The sequence below is a fragment of the Rhizobium sp. BK181 genome (assembly GCF_014193305.1).
In the GTDB taxonomy this organism is placed as follows: domain Bacteria; phylum Pseudomonadota; class Alphaproteobacteria; order Rhizobiales; family Rhizobiaceae; genus Rhizobium.
Genome location: NZ_JACHZA010000001.1, coordinates 195,731 through 216,411 on the forward strand (window position 1 = coordinate 195,731; position 20,681 = coordinate 216,411).

The 20,681-nt window shown below is 60.2% G+C and carries 21 protein-coding genes; 13 read left to right on the plus strand and 8 right to left on the minus strand.

All coding sequences use genetic code 11. From position 1 onward, the window contains the following. Positions 1-103 precede the first annotated feature (103 nt). Both FHT77_RS01010 and amn read left to right on the plus strand, forming a co-directional pair. Positions 104-280 (plus strand): hypothetical protein, encoded by a 177-nt coding sequence (locus tag FHT77_RS01010; protein ID WP_016553349.1) that lies wholly within the window; start codon positions 104-106, stop codon positions 278-280. 95 nt (positions 281-375) lie between these two features. Continuing rightward, positions 376-1,872 carry an AMP nucleosidase gene (amn, locus tag FHT77_RS01015; protein WP_183751710.1) on the plus strand — a complete coding sequence of 499 codons (1,497 nt, stop codon included), beginning with the start codon at positions 376-378 and terminating at the stop codon, positions 1,870-1,872. 9 nt (positions 1,873-1,881) lie between these two features. Here the strand turns inward: amn and FHT77_RS01020 are convergent, their stop codons facing one another. Next, a complete protein-coding gene (locus FHT77_RS01020) occupies positions 1,882-2,100 on the minus strand; it encodes a hypothetical protein (RefSeq protein ID WP_183751712.1) in 219 nt (72 codons plus the stop codon). A gap of 149 nt (positions 2,101-2,249) precedes the next feature. On the opposite strand from FHT77_RS01020, the gene FHT77_RS01025 reads away from it, so the two are divergent. From FHT77_RS01025 to FHT77_RS01040, 4 genes are read left to right on the plus strand one after another with little or no spacing between them, the layout of a single operon-like run. Then, on the plus strand, positions 2,250-2,609 hold the full coding sequence (locus FHT77_RS01025) for a YciI family protein (protein WP_183751713.1): 360 nt from the start codon (positions 2,250-2,252) through the stop codon (positions 2,607-2,609). A 10-nt stretch (positions 2,610-2,619) separates the two neighbouring features. Next, complete coding sequence (locus FHT77_RS01030; RefSeq protein WP_183751715.1) at positions 2,620-2,979, plus strand: YciI family protein; 360 nt, start codon at positions 2,620-2,622, stop codon at positions 2,977-2,979. Between the two features lie 4 nt (positions 2,980-2,983). Continuing rightward, positions 2,984-3,343, plus strand: coding sequence for a YciI family protein (locus FHT77_RS01035; RefSeq protein WP_183751717.1), 360 nt, complete (start codon positions 2,984-2,986; stop codon positions 3,341-3,343). A 3-nt stretch (positions 3,344-3,346) separates the two neighbouring features. Continuing rightward, entirely contained in the window at positions 3,347-4,588 is a 1,242-nt protein-coding gene (locus tag FHT77_RS01040; protein ID WP_183751719.1) for an RNA polymerase sigma factor, read from the plus strand. Here FHT77_RS01040 and FHT77_RS01045 read toward each other — a convergent pair. Then, the gene (locus FHT77_RS01045) at positions 4,559-5,521 is read right to left on the minus strand and encodes a lysylphosphatidylglycerol synthase domain-containing protein (RefSeq protein WP_183751726.1); all 963 of its coding nucleotides are present in this window, start codon (positions 5,519-5,521) and stop codon (positions 4,559-4,561) included. The genes FHT77_RS01040 and FHT77_RS01045 overlap by 30 nt on opposite strands. A gap of 69 nt (positions 5,522-5,590) precedes the next feature. Here FHT77_RS01045 and FHT77_RS01050 point away from each other — a divergent pair, with 69 nt between their 5' ends. Both FHT77_RS01050 and FHT77_RS01055 read left to right on the plus strand, forming a co-directional pair. Continuing rightward, positions 5,591-6,607, plus strand: a complete 1,017-nt coding sequence (locus tag FHT77_RS01050) for a glycosyltransferase family 2 protein (RefSeq protein ID WP_183751728.1) — start codon at positions 5,591-5,593, stop codon at positions 6,605-6,607. After that, positions 6,600-8,096 carry a glycosyltransferase family 39 protein gene (locus FHT77_RS01055; RefSeq protein ID WP_183751730.1) on the plus strand — a complete coding sequence of 499 codons (1,497 nt, stop codon included), beginning with the start codon at positions 6,600-6,602 and terminating at the stop codon, positions 8,094-8,096. Before FHT77_RS01050 ends, FHT77_RS01055 begins: the two co-directional genes overlap by 8 nt. Before the next feature lie 9 nt (positions 8,097-8,105). Here FHT77_RS01055 and FHT77_RS01060 read toward each other — a convergent pair whose 3' ends face one another. After that, entirely contained in the window at positions 8,106-9,470 is a 1,365-nt protein-coding gene (locus tag FHT77_RS01060) for an aspartate aminotransferase family protein (protein ID WP_183751732.1), read from the minus strand. A gap of 52 nt (positions 9,471-9,522) precedes the next feature. On the opposite strand from FHT77_RS01060, the gene FHT77_RS01065 reads away from it, so the two are divergent. After that, positions 9,523-10,905 carry a glutamine synthetase family protein gene (locus FHT77_RS01065; protein ID WP_183751734.1) on the plus strand — a complete coding sequence of 461 codons (1,383 nt, stop codon included), beginning with the start codon at positions 9,523-9,525 and terminating at the stop codon, positions 10,903-10,905. 83 nt (positions 10,906-10,988) lie between these two features. On the opposite strand, the gene FHT77_RS01070 is transcribed toward FHT77_RS01065, so the two are convergent. Continuing rightward, complete coding sequence (locus FHT77_RS01070) at positions 10,989-11,933, minus strand: diacylglycerol/lipid kinase family protein (RefSeq protein WP_183751736.1); 945 nt, start codon at positions 11,931-11,933, stop codon at positions 10,989-10,991. 313 nt (positions 11,934-12,246) lie between these two features. Between FHT77_RS01070 and FHT77_RS01075 the strand changes: the two genes are divergently transcribed. Next, complete coding sequence (locus tag FHT77_RS01075; RefSeq protein WP_183751738.1) at positions 12,247-13,461, plus strand: MFS transporter; 1,215 nt, start codon at positions 12,247-12,249, stop codon at positions 13,459-13,461. Here FHT77_RS01075 and FHT77_RS01080 read toward each other — a convergent pair. Continuing rightward, positions 13,435-13,833 carry a helix-turn-helix domain-containing protein gene (locus FHT77_RS01080; RefSeq protein WP_183751740.1) on the minus strand — a complete coding sequence of 133 codons (399 nt, stop codon included), beginning with the start codon at positions 13,831-13,833 and terminating at the stop codon, positions 13,435-13,437. The two genes, FHT77_RS01075 and FHT77_RS01080, sit on opposite strands and share 27 nt — an antisense overlap. A 104-nt stretch (positions 13,834-13,937) precedes the next feature. On the opposite strand from FHT77_RS01080, the gene FHT77_RS01085 reads away from it, so the two are divergent. Both FHT77_RS01085 and mgtE read left to right on the plus strand, forming a co-directional pair. After that, positions 13,938-14,951, plus strand: coding sequence for a zinc-binding alcohol dehydrogenase family protein (locus tag FHT77_RS01085; RefSeq protein ID WP_183751742.1), 1,014 nt, complete (start codon positions 13,938-13,940; stop codon positions 14,949-14,951). A 283-nt stretch (positions 14,952-15,234) separates the two neighbouring features. Beyond that, positions 15,235-16,611, plus strand: a complete 1,377-nt coding sequence (mgtE, locus tag FHT77_RS01090) for a magnesium transporter (protein ID WP_183751744.1) — start codon at positions 15,235-15,237, stop codon at positions 16,609-16,611. A 30-nt stretch (positions 16,612-16,641) separates the two neighbouring features. Here the strand turns inward: mgtE and FHT77_RS01095 are convergent, their stop codons facing one another. Beyond that, positions 16,642-17,115 (minus strand): Lrp/AsnC family transcriptional regulator, encoded by a 474-nt coding sequence (locus tag FHT77_RS01095; RefSeq protein WP_183751746.1) that lies wholly within the window; start codon positions 17,113-17,115, stop codon positions 16,642-16,644. A 145-nt stretch (positions 17,116-17,260) separates the two neighbouring features. Here FHT77_RS01095 and FHT77_RS01100 point away from each other — a divergent pair, with 145 nt between their 5' ends. Next, a complete protein-coding gene (locus FHT77_RS01100; protein WP_183751748.1) occupies positions 17,261-18,166 on the plus strand; it encodes a DMT family transporter in 906 nt (301 codons plus the stop codon). Between the two features lie 84 nt (positions 18,167-18,250). Here FHT77_RS01100 and FHT77_RS01105 read toward each other — a convergent pair whose 3' ends face one another. Both FHT77_RS01105 and FHT77_RS01110 read right to left on the minus strand, forming a co-directional pair. Next, on the minus strand, positions 18,251-18,766 hold the full coding sequence (locus FHT77_RS01105; RefSeq protein ID WP_183751750.1) for a GNAT family N-acetyltransferase: 516 nt from the start codon (positions 18,764-18,766) through the stop codon (positions 18,251-18,253). 9 nt (positions 18,767-18,775) lie between these two features. Further along, on the minus strand, positions 18,776-20,440 hold the full coding sequence (locus FHT77_RS01110; protein ID WP_183751752.1) for an electron transfer flavoprotein-ubiquinone oxidoreductase: 1,665 nt from the start codon (positions 20,438-20,440) through the stop codon (positions 18,776-18,778). Between the last annotated feature and the right edge of the window lie 241 nt (positions 20,441-20,681).

Consider the following 20,681-nt stretch of genomic DNA (forward strand, 5'->3'; position numbering starts at 1 on the left):
GCTTGCCGACTTCCTGAACGGCGGATGAACCGGGATCTCAGCACCGGTTCAGCCATAGCGTGGCAAAACTGTCCCAACGCTAAGGCGATACCGGGGCAAAGTCATGGATATGCTCATTTTGGCAAGACGTTTCACAATCATTACACTGTTTGCTGCGGTCTTCGCCGTCAGCTTCTCGGCGGCCGTCAGCCGCAACGCAGGCGGCGGTGCGCAGTCTCACTTCGGAGCCAACTATACGTGCTTCGACACCAGCACCCCGTTCTGCAGGACAATCCGCTAATCCATCGGCGCGAGTGACATCGGCCGCGCCTCAAACCTGTGCAGCCCCCTCCGATGCGTCGTTTGCTTGTTAAAAACAACACCCTATAATGGCGCATGAGCAAACGAATCTCTTCACCCCTCGACATTCTGTCCCCGTCCCCCTTCGTTCCGCAAACCTTTGACGATCCGGTCAAGGCTGTCGATGTGCTGACGGAACTCTATGAGCGCAATACCAACTTCCTGATCGAGAGCTTTGCCAGCCTTGCCAAGGGCGCGCCGATCACGTCGCGGTATCGTGCCTTCTATCCGCAGGTGAGCATCGAGACGACCAGCTACGGCCACGTCGATACGCGGCTCTCCTACGGCCATGTCACCGCCCCCGGGATCTACACGACGACCATCACGCGGCCGCAGCTCTTCCGTCACTATCTGAAGCAGCAGCTCGGCTTGCTGATGAAGAACCATGACGTACCGGTCGTCGTCTCGGAATCGGCGACGCCTATTCCCCTGCATTTCGCTTTCGGCGAGGGCGCGCATGTCGAGGCATCGGCTGCAGCGTTCCTGGACATTCCGATGCGCGATCTGTTCGACACGCCGGATCTGAATACGACGGACGATGAAATCGCCAACGGCGAATACATTCCGCCGCCCGGCGAACCTTCGCCGCTTGCTGCCTTTACGGCTCAGCGCATCGACTACTCCCTCGCCCGGCTTTCGCACTACACCGCGACCAGCGCCCAGCACTTCCAGAATTTCGTGCTGTTCACGAACTATCAGTTCTACATGGACGAATTCTGCCTCTGGGCACGCAAGCTGATGGCCGAAGGTGGCGATGGATACACGGCCTTCGTCGAGCCCGGCAACATTATTACGCATGCCGGATCCAGTCGGCCGGAGACGGACGTTGCGCTTTCACGCCTGCCGCAGATGCCCGCCTACCATCTGAAGAAAAAGGGGCATGCCGGCATCACGATGATCAACATCGGCGTCGGCCCGTCCAATGCCAAGACGATTACCGACCACGTGGCCGTGCTTCGTCCGCATGCCTGGCTGATGCTCGGCCATTGCGCTGGTCTGCGCAACAGCCAGCGTCTCGGCGATTATGTCCTGGCGCATGCCTATATGCGCGAGGACCACGTTCTGGACGACGACCTGCCGGTCTGGGTGCCGATCCCGGCGCTCGCAGAAGTACAGGTCGCGCTTGAGGGTGCTGTCGCAGAGATTACCGGCTATGAGGGCTTCGAGCTGAAGCGGATCATGCGCACCGGTACGGTTGGTACGATCGACAACCGGAACTGGGAGCTGCGCGACCAGCGCGGCCCTGTGAAACGTTTGTCCCAGGCACGTGCCATCGCGCTCGATATGGAGTCGGCCACGATTGCTGCAAACGGCTTCCGCTTCCGCGTGCCCTATGGCACCTTGCTTTGTGTATCGGACAAGCCCTTGCACGGCGAATTGAAGCTGCCGGGCATGGCCACTGCGTTCTACCGGACTCAGGTCAACCAGCATCTGCAGATCGGCATTCGGGCGATCCAGAAGCTCGCAGCAATGCCGCCGGAAGCGCTGCATTCACGCAAACTCAGAAGCTTCTTCGAAACGGCCTTCCAATAGGCCGTTTCCCTACTGGCGCGTGGCGGCAACCGCGATGGCGAGTTGCTGCTCGTAACGCTGGCCTGCGGCATCCAGCGCCAAGATAGCGACTGAAAGAACGACAGCGACCACGGCGAGCCGGGTGACTATGCCCCGCTTCGTGGACGGTCTTGTATCGAGGCGTTGGCGCTTGTCCGGGTGGCGAGTCGCCGTGATGCAGTTCGCCAGTGCAATCTCGAAAAGATTCATCGTCGTCACTCCTTGTTGTTGACGACACTTTGTCGAAGCTGGCCGGTTCGTTTCGACGCGACCTCCCCCAAAAAGATTTTTTTCGCTTGCTGTCGAAATCGCCCTAGGCTGGCCGTCCAGTGATTGACGCAACCAACGGAGAGCCAACGATGAAATATCTCTGCCAGGTCTGGTTCGAGCCTGTGACGCTTGAGACCATGACCGACGACGAGAAAAGGAACCTCGACAAGGCGTCCCTTGCCTACGACGATGATCTGATCGCAAGCGGGCACATGCTTGCCGCCCACGCTCTGCAATCGCCAAGGAGCGCCATGACTGTCCGCGTTCGCAACGGTGAGATGTCTGTGACGGACGGTCCCTTTGCGGAAACAAAAGAACAACTCGGCGGCTTCATTCTCATCGAAGCAAAAGATCTGAATGATGCCATTCGCGTCGCCGCCGGCATTCCACTTGCGAAACTCGGATCGATCGAAGTCAGGCCGATCTACGACATTCCAGTTCACAAATGAGGGAGACGTCATGAAATATCTCTGCCAGATCTGGTTCGACACCGAGAAGAGCAAACTCGTCCCGCAGGAAGAGTGGGATGCGCTCACGCAGGAGTGCATCGCAAGCGACAATCATTGGGAAGAGCGCGGGGTGTTCCAGGCCGCGCTTGCGTTGCGCGCGCCGGAAACCGCCGTCACGCTCCGTTGCAAGCAAGGCGTCACCACCGCAACCGACGGCCCCTTCGCCGAAATCAAGGAACACCTCGGTGGCTTCGTACTGATCGAAGCTGCGGATATGGAAGAAGCCAAGACGATCGTCTCCACGCTTCCGATACTGAGGTATGCCTCGATCGAGATCCGTCCCGGCTATTCCATCAAGGACGGGAGATGATGCTATGCGCTTTGTTTGCCTGATCTACAATTCAGCTGATGTAGATGGTCGCCAGACGGTGGCTGAAACGGAGGCAGTCGTTCGTGCTCACTTCGGCTTCGACGAAGATTTGCGCGATCGTGGGACGCTGATCCACGCCGATGCCCTCGAAACGCCCGACAAGGCCGTTGTCCTTCGGGTGCGCAACAATGAGATCAGCATGACGGACGGCCCGTATGTCGAGACCAAGGAGCATCTGGCCGGTCTCTACGTCATCGATGCCTCTGATATGAGTGAGGCAATAGCCATTGCCGCTGGAATTCCCTGCGCCCGAATTGGAACTGTGGAAGTCCGCCCCGTGAGGATTTTGCCACTACTGGAGTAAACCTTGGAACGTCTGATCGAGGATATCTACAGAACGCAGTCTCGCCGGGTGCTTGCGACCCTCATCCGTCTCCTCGGCGACTTCGACAGGGCCGAGGAAGCCTTGCACGACGCGTTTGCAGCCGCCGCGCGGACGTGGCCACGCGATGGCGTACCGGCGAACCCCTTCGGCTGGCTGGTTTCGGCGGGGCGGTTTCGCGCGATCGATCACATCAGGCGCCGGTCTCGCTTTGATGTGTCGGTGAAGGACATCGAGGACAGCCTCTATGGGTCTTTCGACGAAACGGAGATCGGCGACGTGGAACTGATCGAAGACGACATGCTCCGCTTGATCTTCACGTGCTGCCATCCAGCCATACCATCTGACGCGCAGATGGCGATGGCTCTTAGAGAAATATGCGGGCTTACGACCGAGGAGATCGCCCACGCGTTTCTCGTCCCCGCCCCGACTGTGGCGCAGCGTATCGTTCGTGCGAAGAACAAGATCCGGTCGGCGAAAATTCCCTACGAGGTCCCCGAACGGGACGAATTGCCGGAACGGTTGGACCGGGTGTTGCATGTCATCTACCTCGTCTTCAACGAGGGCTATTCCGCGTCCTCGGGCGATGAGATCGTCCGGGCAGATCTCACCTCGGAAGCCATCCGCCTTGCGCGGTTGCTCGCGGGGCTCCTCCCACATCCTGACGTCTCGGGGCTGCTTGCCCTGCTCCTCCTGCAGGATTCGCGCCGTGCCGCCAGGCGAAGCCCAGGGGGAGGTCTCATTCTGCTTGCCAATCAGGATCGCAGCCTTTGGGATCATGAAAAGGTTCGTGAAGGTCTTGGACGTCTCGACGGTGCCATGCGGAATGGAGAGGTCGGTATCTATACGCTGCAGGCAGCCATTGCCGCGGAGCACGCCCGGGCCGAGGCGCCGGAGAAGACGGATTGGCGAAGCATCGTCGGCTACTACGATCTGTTGCTCTCCGCCCATTCGTCGCCGATTGCTGAGCTCAATAGAGCCGTTGCGGTGGCGATGGTCGAAGGACCAGAAAAGGGACTGCAGTTGGTCGATGCGATTCTGCAGGCTGGAGAACTGGAGCACTATCACCTCGCGCACTCTGCCCGCGCCGACTTGCTGCGGCGGCTCGGCCGGAAGGAGGCCGCAATTGCGGCCTATGAGGCGGCGTTGCGCCTGTGCCAGCAGGCGCCGGAGCAGGCCTTCCTGAGAAACCGCATCTCAGAGCTTTCGGGTGCGGCCCAGAGGTAGCGAGATCGCCGTGCCGGTCAGGGCCGAAACGATGATCAGCAGATGTGCGTTGATGCTTGCTTGTGCCAAGGCAGCGAGGGCTGTCTTCTCGCTGGATGCGCCAAGGGCGACAGCCCCGGCTGTGATCCCGGCGGGATACGTCCCAACGCCGCCTGGAGCATGCACTGGGAGCACCGAGGAAAGCTCGCCGCCAAGCGCCCCTCCGAAGCTCGCGGCCATCGGCAAGACGCCCATCAAGCTGAGCGCCCAGGCGAGCACCAGAACCTTCACGAGCCAGTTGATGACGGTCATCGCCCAAGCACGCCCAAAAGCAGCCGCGTCGATGGGAAGGCCCCTCTCGATTTCTATGACGAGTTTCTGAGCCTTGACTGGTAGGAGCCTGCCGGCAAGCCGAAGCAGCGGCCGCCTCAGAGTAAAAGCAACGACTGGAATCGCCAGAAACGCTGTCCATATCACCCACGCAATCACCTTGTGCGGCGATGCAATCGCAAAACCTATGCCGGCTGCCGCCAGCAAGGCGTGCAAATCAAGCAGACGCATGACGAGGAGCGCGGATGTTCCGCGCGCCAGAGGGATGCCGAACTCGGTGCGCATCAACACCGGAAAGCTCGTCTCGCCGGTTCGAAACGGCAGCATGATGTTCAGGAGATTGTGGATCTGCGTAATGCGGAACAGCACCTTGAAGCGGCCCGCGGTCTCGCGTGGGAAATAATCGTAAATGCGCCAGGTCCGGAGGAAGTAGGTGCTGGTAAGCATGACCAGAGCGCCGACAACCGGGATTACCCCCACCTCGGCCCATTGTCCGAGAATGACCGGCCAGCCCCAGAACCACTGGATGAAAAGAGCATAAGCCACGACGATTGCGATCGTCAGCAGCGTCATTCGATTGCGGATAAACCAGGATTGTCGGCTGGCAACAACCGGAAACTTCATATAGTAGGCTTTCCTGACTATCGCGGCGAAAGCCGCCTGCGGCCGTGCGCCTTGTAGGAGAAATCAAACGTGCAGACAACGGTAGACTCGCGTCAAGGCCTCGTGGAAGCGACGCGGCCGGTCGAATTGTCGCTGGTGGTGCCCGTCTTCAATGAAGAAGAGAGCGTCGGCCCGCTGGTCGATCGCATTTGCCTGGCCATGGCAAATTACGCTGATCGCTGGGAGCTCATCCTGATCGACGATGGCAGCACGGACGCAACGCTCGCGAATGCACGCAAGCATATCGGCCGCGAGGGGCTTACCCTGAGGATTGTCGAGCTGCAGCGCAATTTTGGCCAGACCGCAGCAATGCAGGCCGGCATCGACGCCGCGACCGGGCGGCTGATCGCCACGATGGACGGCGACCTGCAGAATGATCCGAAAGACATTCCGTCGATGGTCGCCGAACTCGAACGCCGCCAGCTTGACCTTCTTGTCGGCTGGCGCAAGAACCGGCAGGACGGTCTTCTGCTGCGCAAGATCCCATCATGGTGCGCCAACTATCTCATCGGCCGGATTACCGGCGTGAAGCTTCACGACTACGGCTGCAGCCTGAAGATCTATCGTGCCTCGGTCATCAAACAGGTGAAGCTGATGGGCGAAATGCACCGCTTCATCCCGGCCTGGGTTGCCGGCGTCGTACCGAGCTCGCGTATCGGCGAGATGGTCGTAACGCACCATGCACGTCAGCACGGCCAGTCCAAGTACGGCATCTCACGGACCTTCCGCGTGATCCTCGACCTGCTCTCGGTGATGTTCTTTATGCGATACAAGGCACGGCCGGGTCACTTCTTCGGCTCGCTCGGTCTTGGCCTCGGCGCAATCTCAGTCGTTGTCATGCTTTACCTGCTCTTCGACAAGTTCGTCATGGGCGACGATATTGGTACACGTCCGCTGCTGATGGTTGGCATTGTCTTCATGCTTTCCTCGGTCCAGCTGATTACGACCGGCATCCTCGCCGAAATGATCGCCCGTACCTACTACCGCGACGACACGTCACCGAACTACATCGTCCGCCAGATCTTCGATGGAAGTGAGAATGCGTAATCTGCTGGCTCGCAAGCCGGACACTGTTGTCCTACTGCTGGCGGCATATTTTGTTATCAGTTTTGTCGTTCGCCTGCTCGTGCCAAACGGGCTGCGAGTGGATGAATCCCAACAAGCGTTCTTCTCTCAATGGCTCGTGGCTGGATACGACACTCAGCCGCCGCTCTACAACTGGTTTCAGGCCATCGTCGTGTCGGCGTTTGGGCTGTCTGTCGTAACGATTGCCGCAGCCAAGAACCTGATCCTGTTTTTCCTTTTCCTGAGCTACTACAAGCTCGCAAAACTCGTACTCGACGATCGGTTGTTTGCCGCCATCGCGACGCTCTCGCTGTTCGCGATTCCGCAGGTTTTCTGGCAAGCTCAAAGGGACCTGACCCATACGGTCGCCCAGATGCTGATGATCAACCTGCTGCTCTACAGCATCATCAAGACGCTGAAGGCACCGTCGCTGCTTTCCTACGCGATGATCGGCGTCACGCTTGGCCTCGGCATGCTGACGAAGTACAACTTCACTCTCGTCGTGCTCGCAGCACTGGTTGCGGTATTCCTGCATCCGGTCGGACTGAAGCGACTACTCGACTGGCGCTTCCTGTTGTCGGTGGCGATTGCGGGCCTCATCTTCCTGCCGCATGGCCTTTGGCTGATCGACAATCTCGGCCTGGCCGCAACCCGCACGCTCCATACCATGGCACAAGAAGCGCCGAGCAGTGCGCTCGCGAAGCTGATCAAGGGGCCGACCGAGTTCTTTGGTCAGGTCCTGGTGATCTTGGCGCCGCTCGTCGCGGTTTATGCGATCATCTTCGGCAAAAAGTTTCTCCGCAGCCTGCGACCGACCACCGTTTGGGCTCACTTTTTCGACACCATATTCCTGGTGATTGGCTTGCAGGTTCTACTGCTGGTCTTCGCCATCGGCATAACATCCATGCGCGACAGGTGGGTGCTGCCCCTTCTCTTCCTGATGCCGATCGCCTTTTGCCTCAAGATGCAGGCACGGGGTATTCGGCCGGAAGACTTCGCAAAACGCTTCTTTATCGTCCCGCTCGCGGTGATGATCGTCGTCCCGTCGCTTATTTTAGTCCGAGCGCACGCACCGACGCTGTTCGGTCGACCTGAGGCCTACAACGCGCCTTACGAAGAGTTTGTCGGCAAGATCGTCGCGGAGGAAGGCAAGCGCCCGGGGCTGGTGTTGACCGATGGGTGGCTCGCTTCAGGAAACCTGCGCCTACAACTGCCCGATGTTCCGACCCTCTGCACGTTCTTTGGCAATCTGCTTGTTGACTACGAGTGGACAGCTGACAGGCCGATCCTCGCTGTTTGGCTCCCCTCCCGGGAGACCACCACGCCGCCGCCGGAGTTGGCTGAGTGGATCCAACAGAACCTTGGTCCGCAATACGGTACAGTCACCGTGAAGAACACGAGCATCGGATACATCGGCGGGCGACCACAGGACCAACGCCTTTTTGGTTACGCCTGGATTTATCCTCGCTGACGTCTACGCTTAGTGCAGTTCCCGCCATGCAGCATCAAGCGCCATCTTCGCGATGCGCACCATTTCGTCCACCTCCTCGTGGGTGATGACGAGCGGCGGTGAAGCAAGCATCCTGTCCCCCGTGGCGCGCAGGACAAGTCCATTTGCGAGAGCATGATTGCGGACCAGCGCGCCAATCGCATCCGGCTTTTCGAAGCGCGCGCGGCTTGCCTTGTCGGCCGTCAACTGCAGCGCTCCCATGAGGCCGACATTGACGGCCTCTCCGACGAGATCGTGCTCGCCAAGCGCTCCCCAGACCTCGCCAAAATAGGGGCCAATGTCGCTTCGAACACGTTCGACGAGCTTTTCATCCTCGATGATGCGGAGATTTTCGAGGGCTGCGGCGGCACAGACAGGGTGGCCGGAATAGGTAAAGCCGTGGTTGAAGTCTCCGACCTCGTTGATCAGCACCTTAGCGATGCGGTCACCGACGAGGACGCCACCAATCGGAAGATAGCCCGACGAAAGCCCCTTGGCGATCGGCGCCAGATCAGGCTCGACGCCGAAATACTGGTGGCCGAACCACTCCCCGAGACGGCCGAAGCCACAGATCACTTCATCGCAAACGAGCAGGATGTTGCGTAACTTGCAAATACGGGCGATCTCCGGCCAATAAGTCGCCGGCGGGATGATGACACCGGCAGCACCCTGGATCGGCTCCGCCACGAATGCTGCGACATTCTCCTCGCCGAGCTCGTCGATCTTCGCCTCCAGCTCGCGGGCCACCCTGAGGCCGAACTCAGCCGGGGAGAGATCACCGCCCTCGCCGTACCAATAAGGCTGTCCGATATGGACGATGCCCGGTATCGGCAGGTCGCCCTGTTCATGCATGTATTTCATGCCACCGAGGCTAGCGCCCGCCACGGTCGAACCGTGATAGCCGTTCTTACGGGCAATGACGGCCTTCTTCGAGGGTTTGCCGACCGCGCTCCAATAGACGCGCGCCATCCGGAACCATGTGTCGTTTGCCTCGGAACCCGAACCGGTGAAAAACACGTGATTGAAATACGGTCCGGCATGGGATGTGACCCTTTCGGCAAGCAGCGTCGTTGGTGTCGTCGTCGTGCCGAAGAACGTGTTGTAGTAGGGCAGCTCGTTCATCTGCCGTGCGACGGCGTCGGTGATTTCCTTGCGGCCATAGCCGACGTTGACGCACCACAATCCGGCAAATCCGTCCAGATACCGTTTGCCCTGATTATCCCAGATGTAGACACCTTCGCCGCGTTGGATGATGCGCGTGCCGTCAGTATTCAGCTTCCGCATGTCCGAGAAAGGATGGAGGTGATGCGCCGCGTCGATAGCAGCGAGGTTTGAGCGTGCGTAAGTATCGGACATGATTTACAAAACACCTTCGGAATTGAAAGCCTCATCTCAATAGGCTACGAGCTTGGCCTTCTCCGAGGGGATTTTCAAGATCATGGCAGAGGACACGGATCACGGTACAGCAGCGAGCGGTAACGCGCGCATCGAGCTCCTGCTCGTCGGCATGAATGGCGACCTCCGCGGCAAGCAGATTCCACTCGACGCCCAGAACAAAATCTGGGCCGGCGAAGTCCGCCTTCCCTCCTCCACGCAGTCGCTCGACATCTGGGGCGATGACAACGATGACATCACTGGCCTCTCGCTTTCCGTCGGCGACCCGGACGGCAATTGCATTCCGGACGAACGCAGCCTGACGCCGATGCCATGGGCGCCGGAGGGGTCAATGCAGGTCCTTGCAACGATGCATGAGTTCGACGGCACGCCAAGCTTCATGGACCCCCGAGCGATTCTTGCCTCCGTGCTGAAGCGGTATGATGAGCGCGACCTCACACCGGTTGTGGCGACTGAGCTGGAGTTCTACGTAGTCGATCCGAACTGGCGTGAGACTGGCCGCCCCTCGCCGCCGGTCAGCCTCACCTATAAAGGGGAAGCGAACGGCTTTCAACTCTACGACATGAGCGCTGTTGATGCGCTCGATGACTATCTGCAGACCGTGCGCGCCTATGCAAAGGCGCAAGGGCTGCCGGCCGATGCGACGACGGCGGAATTCGGCCCCGGACAGTTCGAGATCAACTTGCTGCATCGACCAGACGCGCTCGCGGCAGCCGACGACTGCATCTATCTGAAGCGCATTGTGGAACAGGCTGCACGCAAGCACGGGCTGAAATCCACCTGCATGGCCAAGCCATACTCCGATCATGCCGGCTCCGGCCTTCATGTACATGCCAGCGTCATCGACAAGGACGGACGGAATATTCTGGATGCCAAACATGGTGAACCGCGCAAGCTGAAATCCGTCTGCGCCGGCCTGCTTCAAACCATGCGCGAGGCGCAGCTCGTTTTTGCGCCGTTTGCCAACTCCTATCGCCGCTTCCAGCCCGGCTCGTTCGCTCCCGTCGACCTCACCTGGGGATACGGCCATCGAGGCACCGCTGTCCGCATACCCGATCTGAACGGCCCAGCCGCTCGTATCGAACACCGCGTGGCAGGCGCCGATGCAAATCCCTACTTGCTGCTTGCCGCTATCCTAGGGGGTATGTTGCTCGGCATCGATTTCGAGCTTGACCCCGGCGAGGACACGACGCCATCCCATACACCTGGACACACGGCACAACTGACGCACGACTTCCTGACGGCAGTCGACGCTTTCCGTCTCTCGCCGTTCATCGCCGACATATTCGGCGAGCCCTATCAGAAACTCTACGGCGACACGAAGCGCAAGGAGGCCATCACCTACCTGCGCACAGTCTCGGATTTCGACTACCGCACCTACCTGTCTCGTCTGTAATGGTCACCCCTGGAAGCGGGCCGAGGGTTCATTTGATCCGACGGCAAGGCGGCCGATCCGAATCCGGCAGATGATTGCAACTGCTAGGGAGCAATTTCGCGTCGCTCGGCCTCATCAACCTGCGCCGCAAGTCCTTGCCGGACCAATACCTTGAGTTCGCCGGGATGCAGTTTCAGCGTAACGTCACGCTCTAGCGGACGCAATTCGCCATCCATCACGCAGTTCGCCTTTGAAGGCAGCTTCGGAAAGTGCAGATGCACCTCGGCTGGATGCATGACCATGACGTCTGCGTTCTCCCTCACCTTGCCTCGCAAGAGGTCGACCGCGAGACGCGCGACGCCGATCGGTTTCAGCGGCTTGGCGGTATAGAACCCCAGTTCGCCGCTGGTGAGGCAGTCTGCATAGAGCAAGGCGTTCTGACCGAAGGGGTTGTTCGAAATCGACACCGCGGAAACTCGGCGACGCCCATAGACGCCCCCCGCTGCAAACTCCACCTCGAATTCGGGCGGATTGAACACGACGCCAAGAGCGGCACGAGCGCTTGCCCCGATCTTTCCAAAACGCGAGCGGTAGGTATAGGAATTTCGATAGCGCACCATGCGCGCATGAAGCCCAGCTGAAAATTGATGAATGAATGGCCGACCATTCGCGCTGGCGATGTCGACGTGATCGACTTCGCCAAAGGCCAGCGTCTCCAACGCCATCCAAATGTCGAGCGGAACGCGCAGCGAGCGTGCGAAGAGGTTCATTGTCCCGGCCGGCACGACGCCAAGTGCAATTCCATTCTTCCAGGCTATCGAAGCTGCCGCGGAAATCGTCCCGTCGCCGCCACCGGCGACGATGCCATCGATATCGTCACGGCGGGCGGCCCGTTCCATGGCTGGCACGATCTCCTTGCCGGAAAAGACGATCGCATTGAAATCGTGGCCGGCCTCCCTGAACACGGCTTCGGCCCGGTTTTCATAGGCTTCCATATCGGTGGTCCTGAAAGTCCCGCCATCGCGATTGAAAAAGCCAATAAGTTTCATATGGTTCCCGTTGTCCGCAGCAAGAAGCGACGACCTGTCCAGCGCTGCTAAGAGATGGTTCTTACACCCACGATTTCAAGCTAAAGCCTGTTTTACGAACGCCGAGATCGGTAGCAGCACCGCCGAATTTGCAAGGGACGTATGCATATCGGGCGACGCTGCACTGCAGAAAATGCACTCGACGCCTGGCGGTCAATCATCGATAGATGGGATAGTGGAGGATGCCTCCATTTCCCTTCATCTCTGGCCGACCGGTTCTGGCTGCGCCCGCGCCTTGTCCGTACGTCACGCATCGAATGCCAAGGAGTGCCTCTTGAGCCAGGTCGCCGTAAACGATTCCATCGACGTCAATCCGGTAGACACCGCCCCGTCGCCAATGGCGATCGCGCTCGTGCAATTGGCGCTTGCTTGCGGCGGCTTTGGTATCGGCACCGGCGAATTCGCGATCATGGGCCTCCTGCCCAACGTTGCCGACACCTTCGCGGTCACGACGCCGCAGGCAGGCTACGTGATCAGCGCCTATGCACTGGGCGTCGTCGTCGGCGCACCCATCATTGCCGTGCTTGCCGCGAAGATGGCCCGCCGCTCGCTGCTCCTGCTGGTGATGGGCATCTTTGCGATCGGCAACATCTTGAGCGCGATGGCGCCGACCTTCGAAAGCTTCACGCTGATGCGCTTCATCACCGGCTTGCCGCACGGAGCCTACTTCGGTGTTGCAGCGATCGTGGCGGCCTCGATGGTGCCGACGCACAAGCGCGCCCGCGCCGTCGGTCGCGTCATGCTCGGATTGACGGTTGCGACCCTGCTCGGGACACCACTTGCGACCGTGTTCGGGCAGTCACTCAACTGGCGCCTTGCCTTTACGATCGTCGGTATCATCGGCCTTCTGACGGTCGCGCTGATCTGGTACTACGTGCCGCGCGACCGCGTCGCCGAAGGCGCAAGCTTCAAACGCGAGCTCGGCGCCTTCAAGCGCCCACAAGTACTGCTGACGCTTGCGACGGCATCCGTCGGTTTCGGCGGGATGTTTGCCATGTTCAGCTACATCGCGCCCACGACGACACAGGTCGCCATGCTGCCCGAGAGCATGGTCGCCGTGATGCTGATCATCTTCGGCATCGGCATGAATGTGGGCAATGTCGTCGGCTCCTGGCTGGCCGACAAGTCGCTAATGGGGACGATCGGCGGCAGCCTCGTGTTCAACATCGTCGTGCTTACATTGTTCTCCCTGACCGCCGCCAATCCGTTCATGCTGGCGCTTTGCGTTTTCTGCATCGGTTGCGGCTTCGCAGCCGGTCCAGCCGTCCAGACCCGCCTGATGGACGTCGCCGCGGACGCGCAGACACTTGCTGCGGCATCGCATCACTCGGCGTTCAACATTGCGAACGCGCTAGGCGCCTGGCTGGGCGGCCTCGTGATTGCAGGGGGCTACGGGTTCGCCGCGACGGGCTATGTCGGCGCGATCCTGTCGTTCATCGGCATCTTTGTGTTCGCTGCGTCCCTAAGCCTTGATCGCCGCAGTCGTTGAGTCGGCCGAGACATCCCGAAGATAGCGACCATCGGGCAGGCAGAAGACGTTTTCCTCACCCCAGACGGCAAGCGCCTTGATGACAGGCTTCAACGTCAGGCCAAGTGGCGTCAACGCATAGTCGACGCGCGGCGGAACGACCGCAAAGACCGTCCGCGAAACAAGGCCCGAACCCTCGAGTTCACGCAGCTGCTTGGTGAGCATCCGCTGAGTGACGGAGGGCAATTTGCGGCGCAGCTCATTGAAGCGCAACGTCCCGCCCATCAGATGGAAGAGGATCACCCCCTTCCACTTTCCATCGAGAAAACTCAATGTCGCCTCAACGGGGCAACCCGGAAAATTGCGGGTCAGCTTGGCGCGGGGAAGCGACATTTGACAGTATCCTTTTTGGTACTACGTACAGAATTTGTGCATTCTTGCAGGTATCGAACATAAGACGCATCTAGCCTCCGTGCAAACGAACACAGGAGTTTCCCATGCGCGCAGTCGCCTACAAGGTTCCCCAGCCTATTTCCGCCGAGACCTCTCTCATCGACGTCGATCTGCCAGTCCCGGAAGCGAAAGGCCGCGACCTCCTGGTCGAGATCAGGGCGGTTTCCGTCAACCCGGTCGACGTGAAGGTGCGCGCCGGCGTGGCGCCGACCAGTGAGGAACTGAAGGTGCTTGGCTGGGATGCTGCCGGCGTCGTGAAGGCAATCGGCCCAGAAGTGACGCTTTTCAAGGTAGGCGACGAGGTCTTCTACTCCGGTGTGATCAGCCGGGCCGGCACCAATGCCGAATTCCATCTCGTCGACGAGCGGATCGTGGGGCACAAACCGAAGAGCCTTGGCTTCGCATCGGCTGCCGCTTTGCCCCTGACATCGATCACCGCCTACGAGGCGCTCTTCGACCGGCTGAGAGTGCATGATCCGGTTCCCGGGGCCGCTCGTGCCGTTCTCATTATCGGCGGCGCTGGTGGCGTCGGATCGATCGCAATCCAGATCGCACGCGCCCTGACCGACCTGACGGTCATCGCGACGGCGTCCCGTCCCGAGACGAGCGCATGGGTCAAGGAACTTGGCGCTCATCACGTGATCGATCACGGGCAGCCGATCGCGGCACAGGTCACAGCGCTTGGACTTGGCGATCCCGGCTTTGTGTTCTCAACGACGAACACCGACCAGCACATCAAGGAGATCGTGGAAGTGATTGCGCCGCAGGGCCGCTTCGCTCTGATCGATGATCCGGAGGTGCTCGACATCATGCCTTTCAAGCGCAAGGCCGCATCGATCCATTGGGAGCTGATGTTCACACGGCCGCTGTTCGGCACCCCTGACATGATCGAGCAACACAAGCTGCTCGAGAAGGTCGCCGAGCTGGTCGATGCCGGCAAGATCCGCACGACGCTCAGCGAGACACTTGGCCCGATCAACGCCACGAACCTGAAAAAGGCGCATGCAATGATCGAAAGCGGACGGACGAAAGGAAAACTTGTCCTGGAAGGTTTTTAACACCGGTCATCGACCGGCGGAGAGTGCCAAACCGGGTGCCGCGCCGAGGGTGCGGCATTCTGGCACCAAGCACCTCAAGCGCTTGACTTTTTTGTCGATTGAGACCACCTACAGCCTTACGCGGATTACGTCCGTTTTCCGCGGATATCAACGGAGCCATCATCACGATGCCAAGCGACAGTAGCAGTCGATTGCCTTTGCCGTACGCGGCCCTCGTGCGCTGACCTGACTCTGTCGGGCTCGCCCGTTGGACGCTACGGCGGATCGACGGAAAGGCGAGCTTATGAACATCAATCGCTTCCCACTGCGGGCGGGCCATGCCGCTCGTTTCTTCAGCAGCGACCACCTCGGACCGATCACCACGGCGGAGCGTGTCGAGCAGCTGAACACACTTGAAATATCCGAAGCCGCAGCAATCCTGGTTACGCTGCCGCAGCAAAAGGCCGTGCGTATCCTGGGCCGACCCGAGTTGCATCACGCAGCAGCAATCCTTGCCGACATGCCGGTCGAGCACGCCTCACGGCTGCTGAACGCTCTTGCGAACGACCGTGTTGCCGACCTCTTTCAGGAAATGAACGAGGAAGCTCGGGCCCATCTCTTTTTGCGGCTCGACCGCACGACCTGTCTCGCCGTCCAGCACCTGATGGCCTACCCGCCCCGCACGGCTGGCAGCATCATGACGACGGAGTTCGTCAGCGTGCCGGACACCTGGACGGTCGAGCAGACGCTGGAACATGTGCGCAAGGTCGAGCGGTCGCGCGAGACGGTCTATGCCATCTATGTGCTCGATGCCGTCAGCCGCGTGCTGACCAGCGTCGTCACGCTCCGCCGCCTCATCACCGGCGATCCCGGTGAATCCGTGCTGACTGTTGCGCAGAAGGAAGGGGTTGTGCGTGCCGATCCGCTGATGACGCAGGAAGATGTCGCCCGGCTGATCCGCAAGCATAATCTGCTCGCCCTGCCCGTCGTAAGCGATGACGGCCACATGCTCGGCATCGTCACGGTCGACGACGTGATCGACACGATGATCGCCGACCAGACAGAAGATGCCCAGAAGTTCGGCGGCATGGAAGCGCTTGGCAAGCCGTACATGAAGATCGGCTTCGCCGGGATGATCCGCAAGCGTGCTGGCTGGCTCTGCGCCTTGTTTCTCGGCGAAATGCTGACGGCAAGCGCCATGCAGCACTTCGAAGGCGAACTGGAGAAGGCAATCGTGCTGACCCTGTTCGTGCCGCTGATCATGAGCTCGGGCGGCAATAGCGGGTCGCAGGCAACGTCGCTGATCATCCGGGCGCTGGCGCTCGGGGAGCTCAAGCTCTCCGACTGGTGGCGTGTGCTGCTGCGCGAACTGCCGACCGGCATCGTGCTCGGGGCGATCCTTGGCCTCGTCGGCTTCGTCCGCATTCTGCTCTGGCAGAATATCGGACTCTATGACTACGGCGAGCATTGGGTCCTTGTCGGTGTAACGATCTTCGCTGCATTGATCGGCATCGTCACTTTTGGTTCGCTGGCTGGCTCGATGCTGCCCTTCGTGCTGCAGAGACTGCGGCTTGATCCGGCAAGCGCTTCGGCTCCGTTCGTCGCGACGCTCGTCGATGTGAGCGGGCTGGTGATCTATTTCTCGGTCGCGCTGCTGATCCTCAGCGGGACGCTGCTGTAAGAATGAAGCGGGGCCTGATCGGCCCCGTTTTTATTTCGGCTCCGGCAACTTTAGCGCTCCGTGGGTTTTCATGCTTCGAATGGCGAAGTTCGAGCGGATGTCGCTGACATTCGGCAAGGTCAGCAGCGTGTCGGTCAGCAGCCGCTCGTAGGCCGCCAGATCCTCGACCACGACCTCCGCCAGGAAATCTGCCGTTCCAGAGATCAGAAAGCAGGAAACCACTTCCGGGATGGCGAGCAACGCTGCCTCCTGCGCCTGCGCGTTCTCGCGGCTGTGATGGGCGACCTTGAGTTCGACGAAAACCGTCAGGCCGAGGCCGACTTCCTTGCGATCGATGTCGGCGCGGTAGCCGCGAATGACGCCCGTCTTTTCGAGGTTGCGGATGCGACGCAGGCAAGGCGACGGCGAGAGATTGACCTTTTCGGCAATATCCACGTTGGTCGCTCGCGCATCCTCCTGCAGGCACTTGAGGATCGCCAGATCGAATTTATCCAGATTTGGCATACTCGATAAAATCCTTATGGAATTTTGGCAGATAGTTGCTCACGCTAACCTTCTGAGGGCAGAGATAGCAAGGACATGCCTGACCATTTCCGCCTAATCTTCTCTCAACCGGGCCACCTCCGGACGATCATGAGGGGAGACATCGATGAGTGCCGTAACCTTTGCCAACAACGAAAAGGCCACCTCGACGACGGTCGGATATGCCGGTGCCGTCGTCACGGTTCTGATCTGGGCTGCATGGATCCTCGCAACCCGCCACAGCGCAGCAACGCAACTTACCACGATCGATATTGGTCTAATCCGCTACGGCATTCCGGCATTGGTACTCGCGCCTGTCTGGTTGAAGACGGGATTGCTGCCGAAGGGCGTGCCGGTCGGGCTGCTCGTCACGATGGTCGCCGGCGCGGGCGCGGCGTTCTTCCAGCTGACCACGTCCGCCATTCACTCCACGCCGGCTTCGGCTGCCGGTATCCTGCTCGGCGGCTCGATGCCGCTCGCCACCGCGCTCATTGGCGTCCTTGTCTTCCGGGAACGGCCGGACCCCATGCGTGCACTCGGTCTTGTCGCAATCGTTGCGGGCGTGGCCATCTTGCTGGTCTGCAGCCTCGCCGGTGCGGCTCTGCCCTGGAGCAGCTTTGTCCTCTTGCCGATGGGAGCAATTCTTTGGGCAAGCTACACTCATGCCTTCCGCCGCTCCGGTCTGACGGCTCTGCAGGCCAGTGCGCTCATCGCCATCTGGTCCTTCCTGATCCATGTCGGCCTCGCGGTCATGTTCGGCACCTCGATCGCCAGCGCTCCGTTAACCGAAGTCGGCCTGCAGATCCTGAGCCAAGGCATCCTGTCCGGCCTTGTTGCGACTGTCGCCTATGGGCTTGCTGTTCATGCACTGGGCGGCACACAGGCTGCCGCCTTTACGGCGATCACACCGGTGCTCGCAACGATCGGCGGCGGCATGCTGCTTGGGGAGGAGATCGGTATCGCAGAGATTGCAGCTGCCGTTATCACAGGCCTCGGCGTGGCACTCTCGACCGGCATCGCTTCGCGCCCATAGCTCGGCCCACGGGTCGGCGGTCACTCCGCCGACCTGTCTCCATTTTTGGCAATGCATTGCCTCTTTGCGCTGGTGATTGCCGCTTCAAAGCGCAAGAACCATGGCAACCCGCCGTTCCGGATCCATCCCGACAGCGAGTTCGTGATCCAGCTTTTTCTGCAGGAACTGCGGCACGGCCTCCACCTTCGGCAACGTAAAGCCGAGGGAAGCGTAGAAGGGAGCATTGAAGGGAACGTAGCGATCCGTTGTCAGCGTGAGAGCCGGCAGCCGGCGCGCCTCGGCGATCTCGACCGCAGCCCCCATCAAGCGCCGCCCAATTCCCTTACGCTGCCATTCCCGGCAGACGTCCAGTTCGATGACATAGAGCGTACCTTCGATCTCCTCCGCCGCTAGAAAACCGACAGGACGATCACCATCATCGACAGCAACGAGCAGCAGGCCCGCATCGAGCGACCCTTGCAGCACATCCGGCGGTAGCGTGTGCGCTTCCCCGACCACGCCAAGCGCCTCCGCCAGCGTTGCGAAGGCGTCGATTTCGACCTCCGTCAGGCGCGGCACTTCATCGAGACGCGCCTGCCGTATGATGCAGGCGTTGCTCATGCCGGCCTCTCACATGTTCGGGTAAACAGGGCCCTCGCCGCCCTGCGGCGGCACCCAGTTGATGTTCTGGTTGGGATCCTTGATGTCGCAGGTTTTGCAGTGGACGCAGTTCTGGGCGTTGATGACAAAGGTTTCCTTACCGTCCTTCTCCACCCACTCGTAAACACCGGCCGGACAGTAGCGGGTCGAGGGACCGGCATAGATGTCGTGCTCGGACGAGACCTGCAGCGCCATGTCCTTTACCTGCAGATGCACCGGCTGATCTTCCTCATGATTGGTGTTCGACAGGAACACCGAGGAGAGACGATCGAAGGTGAGGACACCATCGGGTTTCGGGTAAGCGATCGGCTTGTGCTGCGAGGCCGGCTCCAGCGAGGCCGCGTCGGTCTTTCCGTGCTTCAGCGTGCCGAAGATCGACAAACCGAAGAGCTGGTTTGTCCACATGTCGAGCCCGCCGAGGGCGACGCCGACCGCCGTGCCGAACTTCGACCACAGCGGCTTGACGTTACGCACCTTCTTCAGGTCCTTGCCGATGTCGCTTGAACGCCAGTCGTTCTCGATCTCGACCACTTCATCATTGGCGCGACCAGCGGCGATCGCGGCCGCGATCCGGTCCGCCGCCATCATGCCCGACAGCACTGCGTTGTGGCTGCCCTTGATGCGCGGCACGTTGACGAAACCGGCCGAACAGCCGATCAGCGCTCCGCCAGGGAAGCTGAGCTTCGGTACCGACTGATAGCCGCCTTCGGTGATGGCACGCGCGCCGTAGGAAAGCCGCTTGCCGCCCTCGAAAGTGGTGCGAATGGCAGGATGCGTCTTGAAGCGCTGGAACTCCTCGAAGGGATAGAGGTAGGGGTTCTTGTAGTTCAGATGGACGACGAAACCGACGGCAACGAGATTGTCTTCCAGATGATAAAGGAAGGAGCCACCACCGGTCTTCATGCCGAGCGGCCAACCGAAGGAGTGCTGCACGAGACCCTGCTTGTGGTGCTCAGGCTTCACCTGCCAGAGTTCCTTGATGCCGATGCCGAACTTCTGCGGCTCACGATCCCTCGACAGATCGAACTTGGCGATTAGCTGCTTGGCGAGCGAACCGCGCACGCCTTCCCCGATCAGCACGTACTTGCCGAGCAGTGCCATGCCGCGGGTATAGTTCGGGCCGGGCTCGCCGTTCTTCTCGACGCCCATGTCGCCGGTGGCGACGCCGATCACCGCACCTTCGTCATTGTAGAGGACTTCGGTTGCGGCGAAGCCCGGATAGATTTCGACGCCGAGTTCTTCGGCCTTGGTGGCGAGCCAGCGACAGACGTTGCCAAGCGAGACGATATAGTTCCCATGGTTGCTCATCAGCGGCGGCATCAGGATGTTCGGCAGACGCACAGAGCCGGCCGGACCGAGCACTAGGAAGTGGTCGTCTGTCACCTCGGTCTTGAACGGATGGCCGGCTTCGTTGCGCCAGCCGGGCAGCAGACGATCGATGCCGATAGGATCGACCACGGCACCCGACAGAATGTGCGCGCCGACCTCGGCACCCTTTTCGAGCACCACGACCGACAGCTCCGGATTGACCTGCTTCAGACGGATCGCAGCCGACAACCCCGCAGGACCACCACCGACGATCACCACGTCGAATTCCATGCTTTCGCGTTCGGGCAGCTCAGTCGTATCGGTCATGCATCCATCTCCGCTTGGCCGACATTGCGACCATATTCCCCGTGATGGGGTTATCTCTTGTCAAAACAGGGGCGTATTGTCGAGCCGGGAAACGACAGCGAATCCCCCAATTCGCGCAACAGCATTTCTAGGACCAAATAATTATATGCCGTTTACGTAAACGTCAAATGATAAACAAAAGACGGACACCGCTTTCGTCTCCAGTCGCAGCGCCGTATAGAGAGAGGAACGATTGGAGGAA

Bases quoted from the DNA above. Each gene is read 5' to 3' on its own strand.
- FHT77_RS01010 (WP_016553349.1), top strand. From the start codon at position 104: ATGGATATGCTCATTTTGGCAAGACGTTTCACAATCATTACACTGTTT.
- amn (WP_183751710.1), top strand. From the start codon at position 376: ATGAGCAAACGAATCTCTTCACCCCTCGACATTCTGTCCCCGTCCCCC.
- FHT77_RS01020 (WP_183751712.1), bottom strand. From the start codon at position 2,100: ATGAATCTTTTCGAGATTGCACTGGCGAACTGCATCACGGCGACTCGC.
- FHT77_RS01025 (WP_183751713.1), top strand. From the start codon at position 2,250: ATGAAATATCTCTGCCAGGTCTGGTTCGAGCCTGTGACGCTTGAGACC.
- FHT77_RS01030 (WP_183751715.1), top strand. From the start codon at position 2,620: ATGAAATATCTCTGCCAGATCTGGTTCGACACCGAGAAGAGCAAACTC.
- FHT77_RS01035 (WP_183751717.1), top strand. From the start codon at position 2,984: ATGCGCTTTGTTTGCCTGATCTACAATTCAGCTGATGTAGATGGTCGC.
- FHT77_RS01045 (WP_183751726.1), bottom strand. From the start codon at position 5,521: ATGAAGTTTCCGGTTGTTGCCAGCCGACAATCCTGGTTTATCCGCAAT.
- FHT77_RS01055 (WP_183751730.1), top strand. From the start codon at position 6,600: ATGCGTAATCTGCTGGCTCGCAAGCCGGACACTGTTGTCCTACTGCTG.
- FHT77_RS01060 (WP_183751732.1), bottom strand. From the start codon at position 9,470: ATGTCCGATACTTACGCACGCTCAAACCTCGCTGCTATCGACGCGGCG.
- FHT77_RS01070 (WP_183751736.1), bottom strand. From the start codon at position 11,933: ATGAAACTTATTGGCTTTTTCAATCGCGATGGCGGGACTTTCAGGACC.
- FHT77_RS01080 (WP_183751740.1), bottom strand. From the start codon at position 13,833: ATGTCGCTTCCCCGCGCCAAGCTGACCCGCAATTTTCCGGGTTGCCCC.
- FHT77_RS01085 (WP_183751742.1), top strand. From the start codon at position 13,938: ATGCGCGCAGTCGCCTACAAGGTTCCCCAGCCTATTTCCGCCGAGACC.
- mgtE (WP_183751744.1), top strand. From the start codon at position 15,235: ATGAACATCAATCGCTTCCCACTGCGGGCGGGCCATGCCGCTCGTTTC.
- FHT77_RS01095 (WP_183751746.1), bottom strand. From the start codon at position 17,115: ATGCCAAATCTGGATAAATTCGATCTGGCGATCCTCAAGTGCCTGCAG.
- FHT77_RS01100 (WP_183751748.1), top strand. From the start codon at position 17,261: ATGAGTGCCGTAACCTTTGCCAACAACGAAAAGGCCACCTCGACGACG.
- FHT77_RS01105 (WP_183751750.1), bottom strand. From the start codon at position 18,766: ATGAGCAACGCCTGCATCATACGGCAGGCGCGTCTCGATGAAGTGCCG.
- FHT77_RS01110 (WP_183751752.1), bottom strand. From the start codon at position 20,440: ATGACCGATACGACTGAGCTGCCCGAACGCGAAAGCATGGAATTCGAC.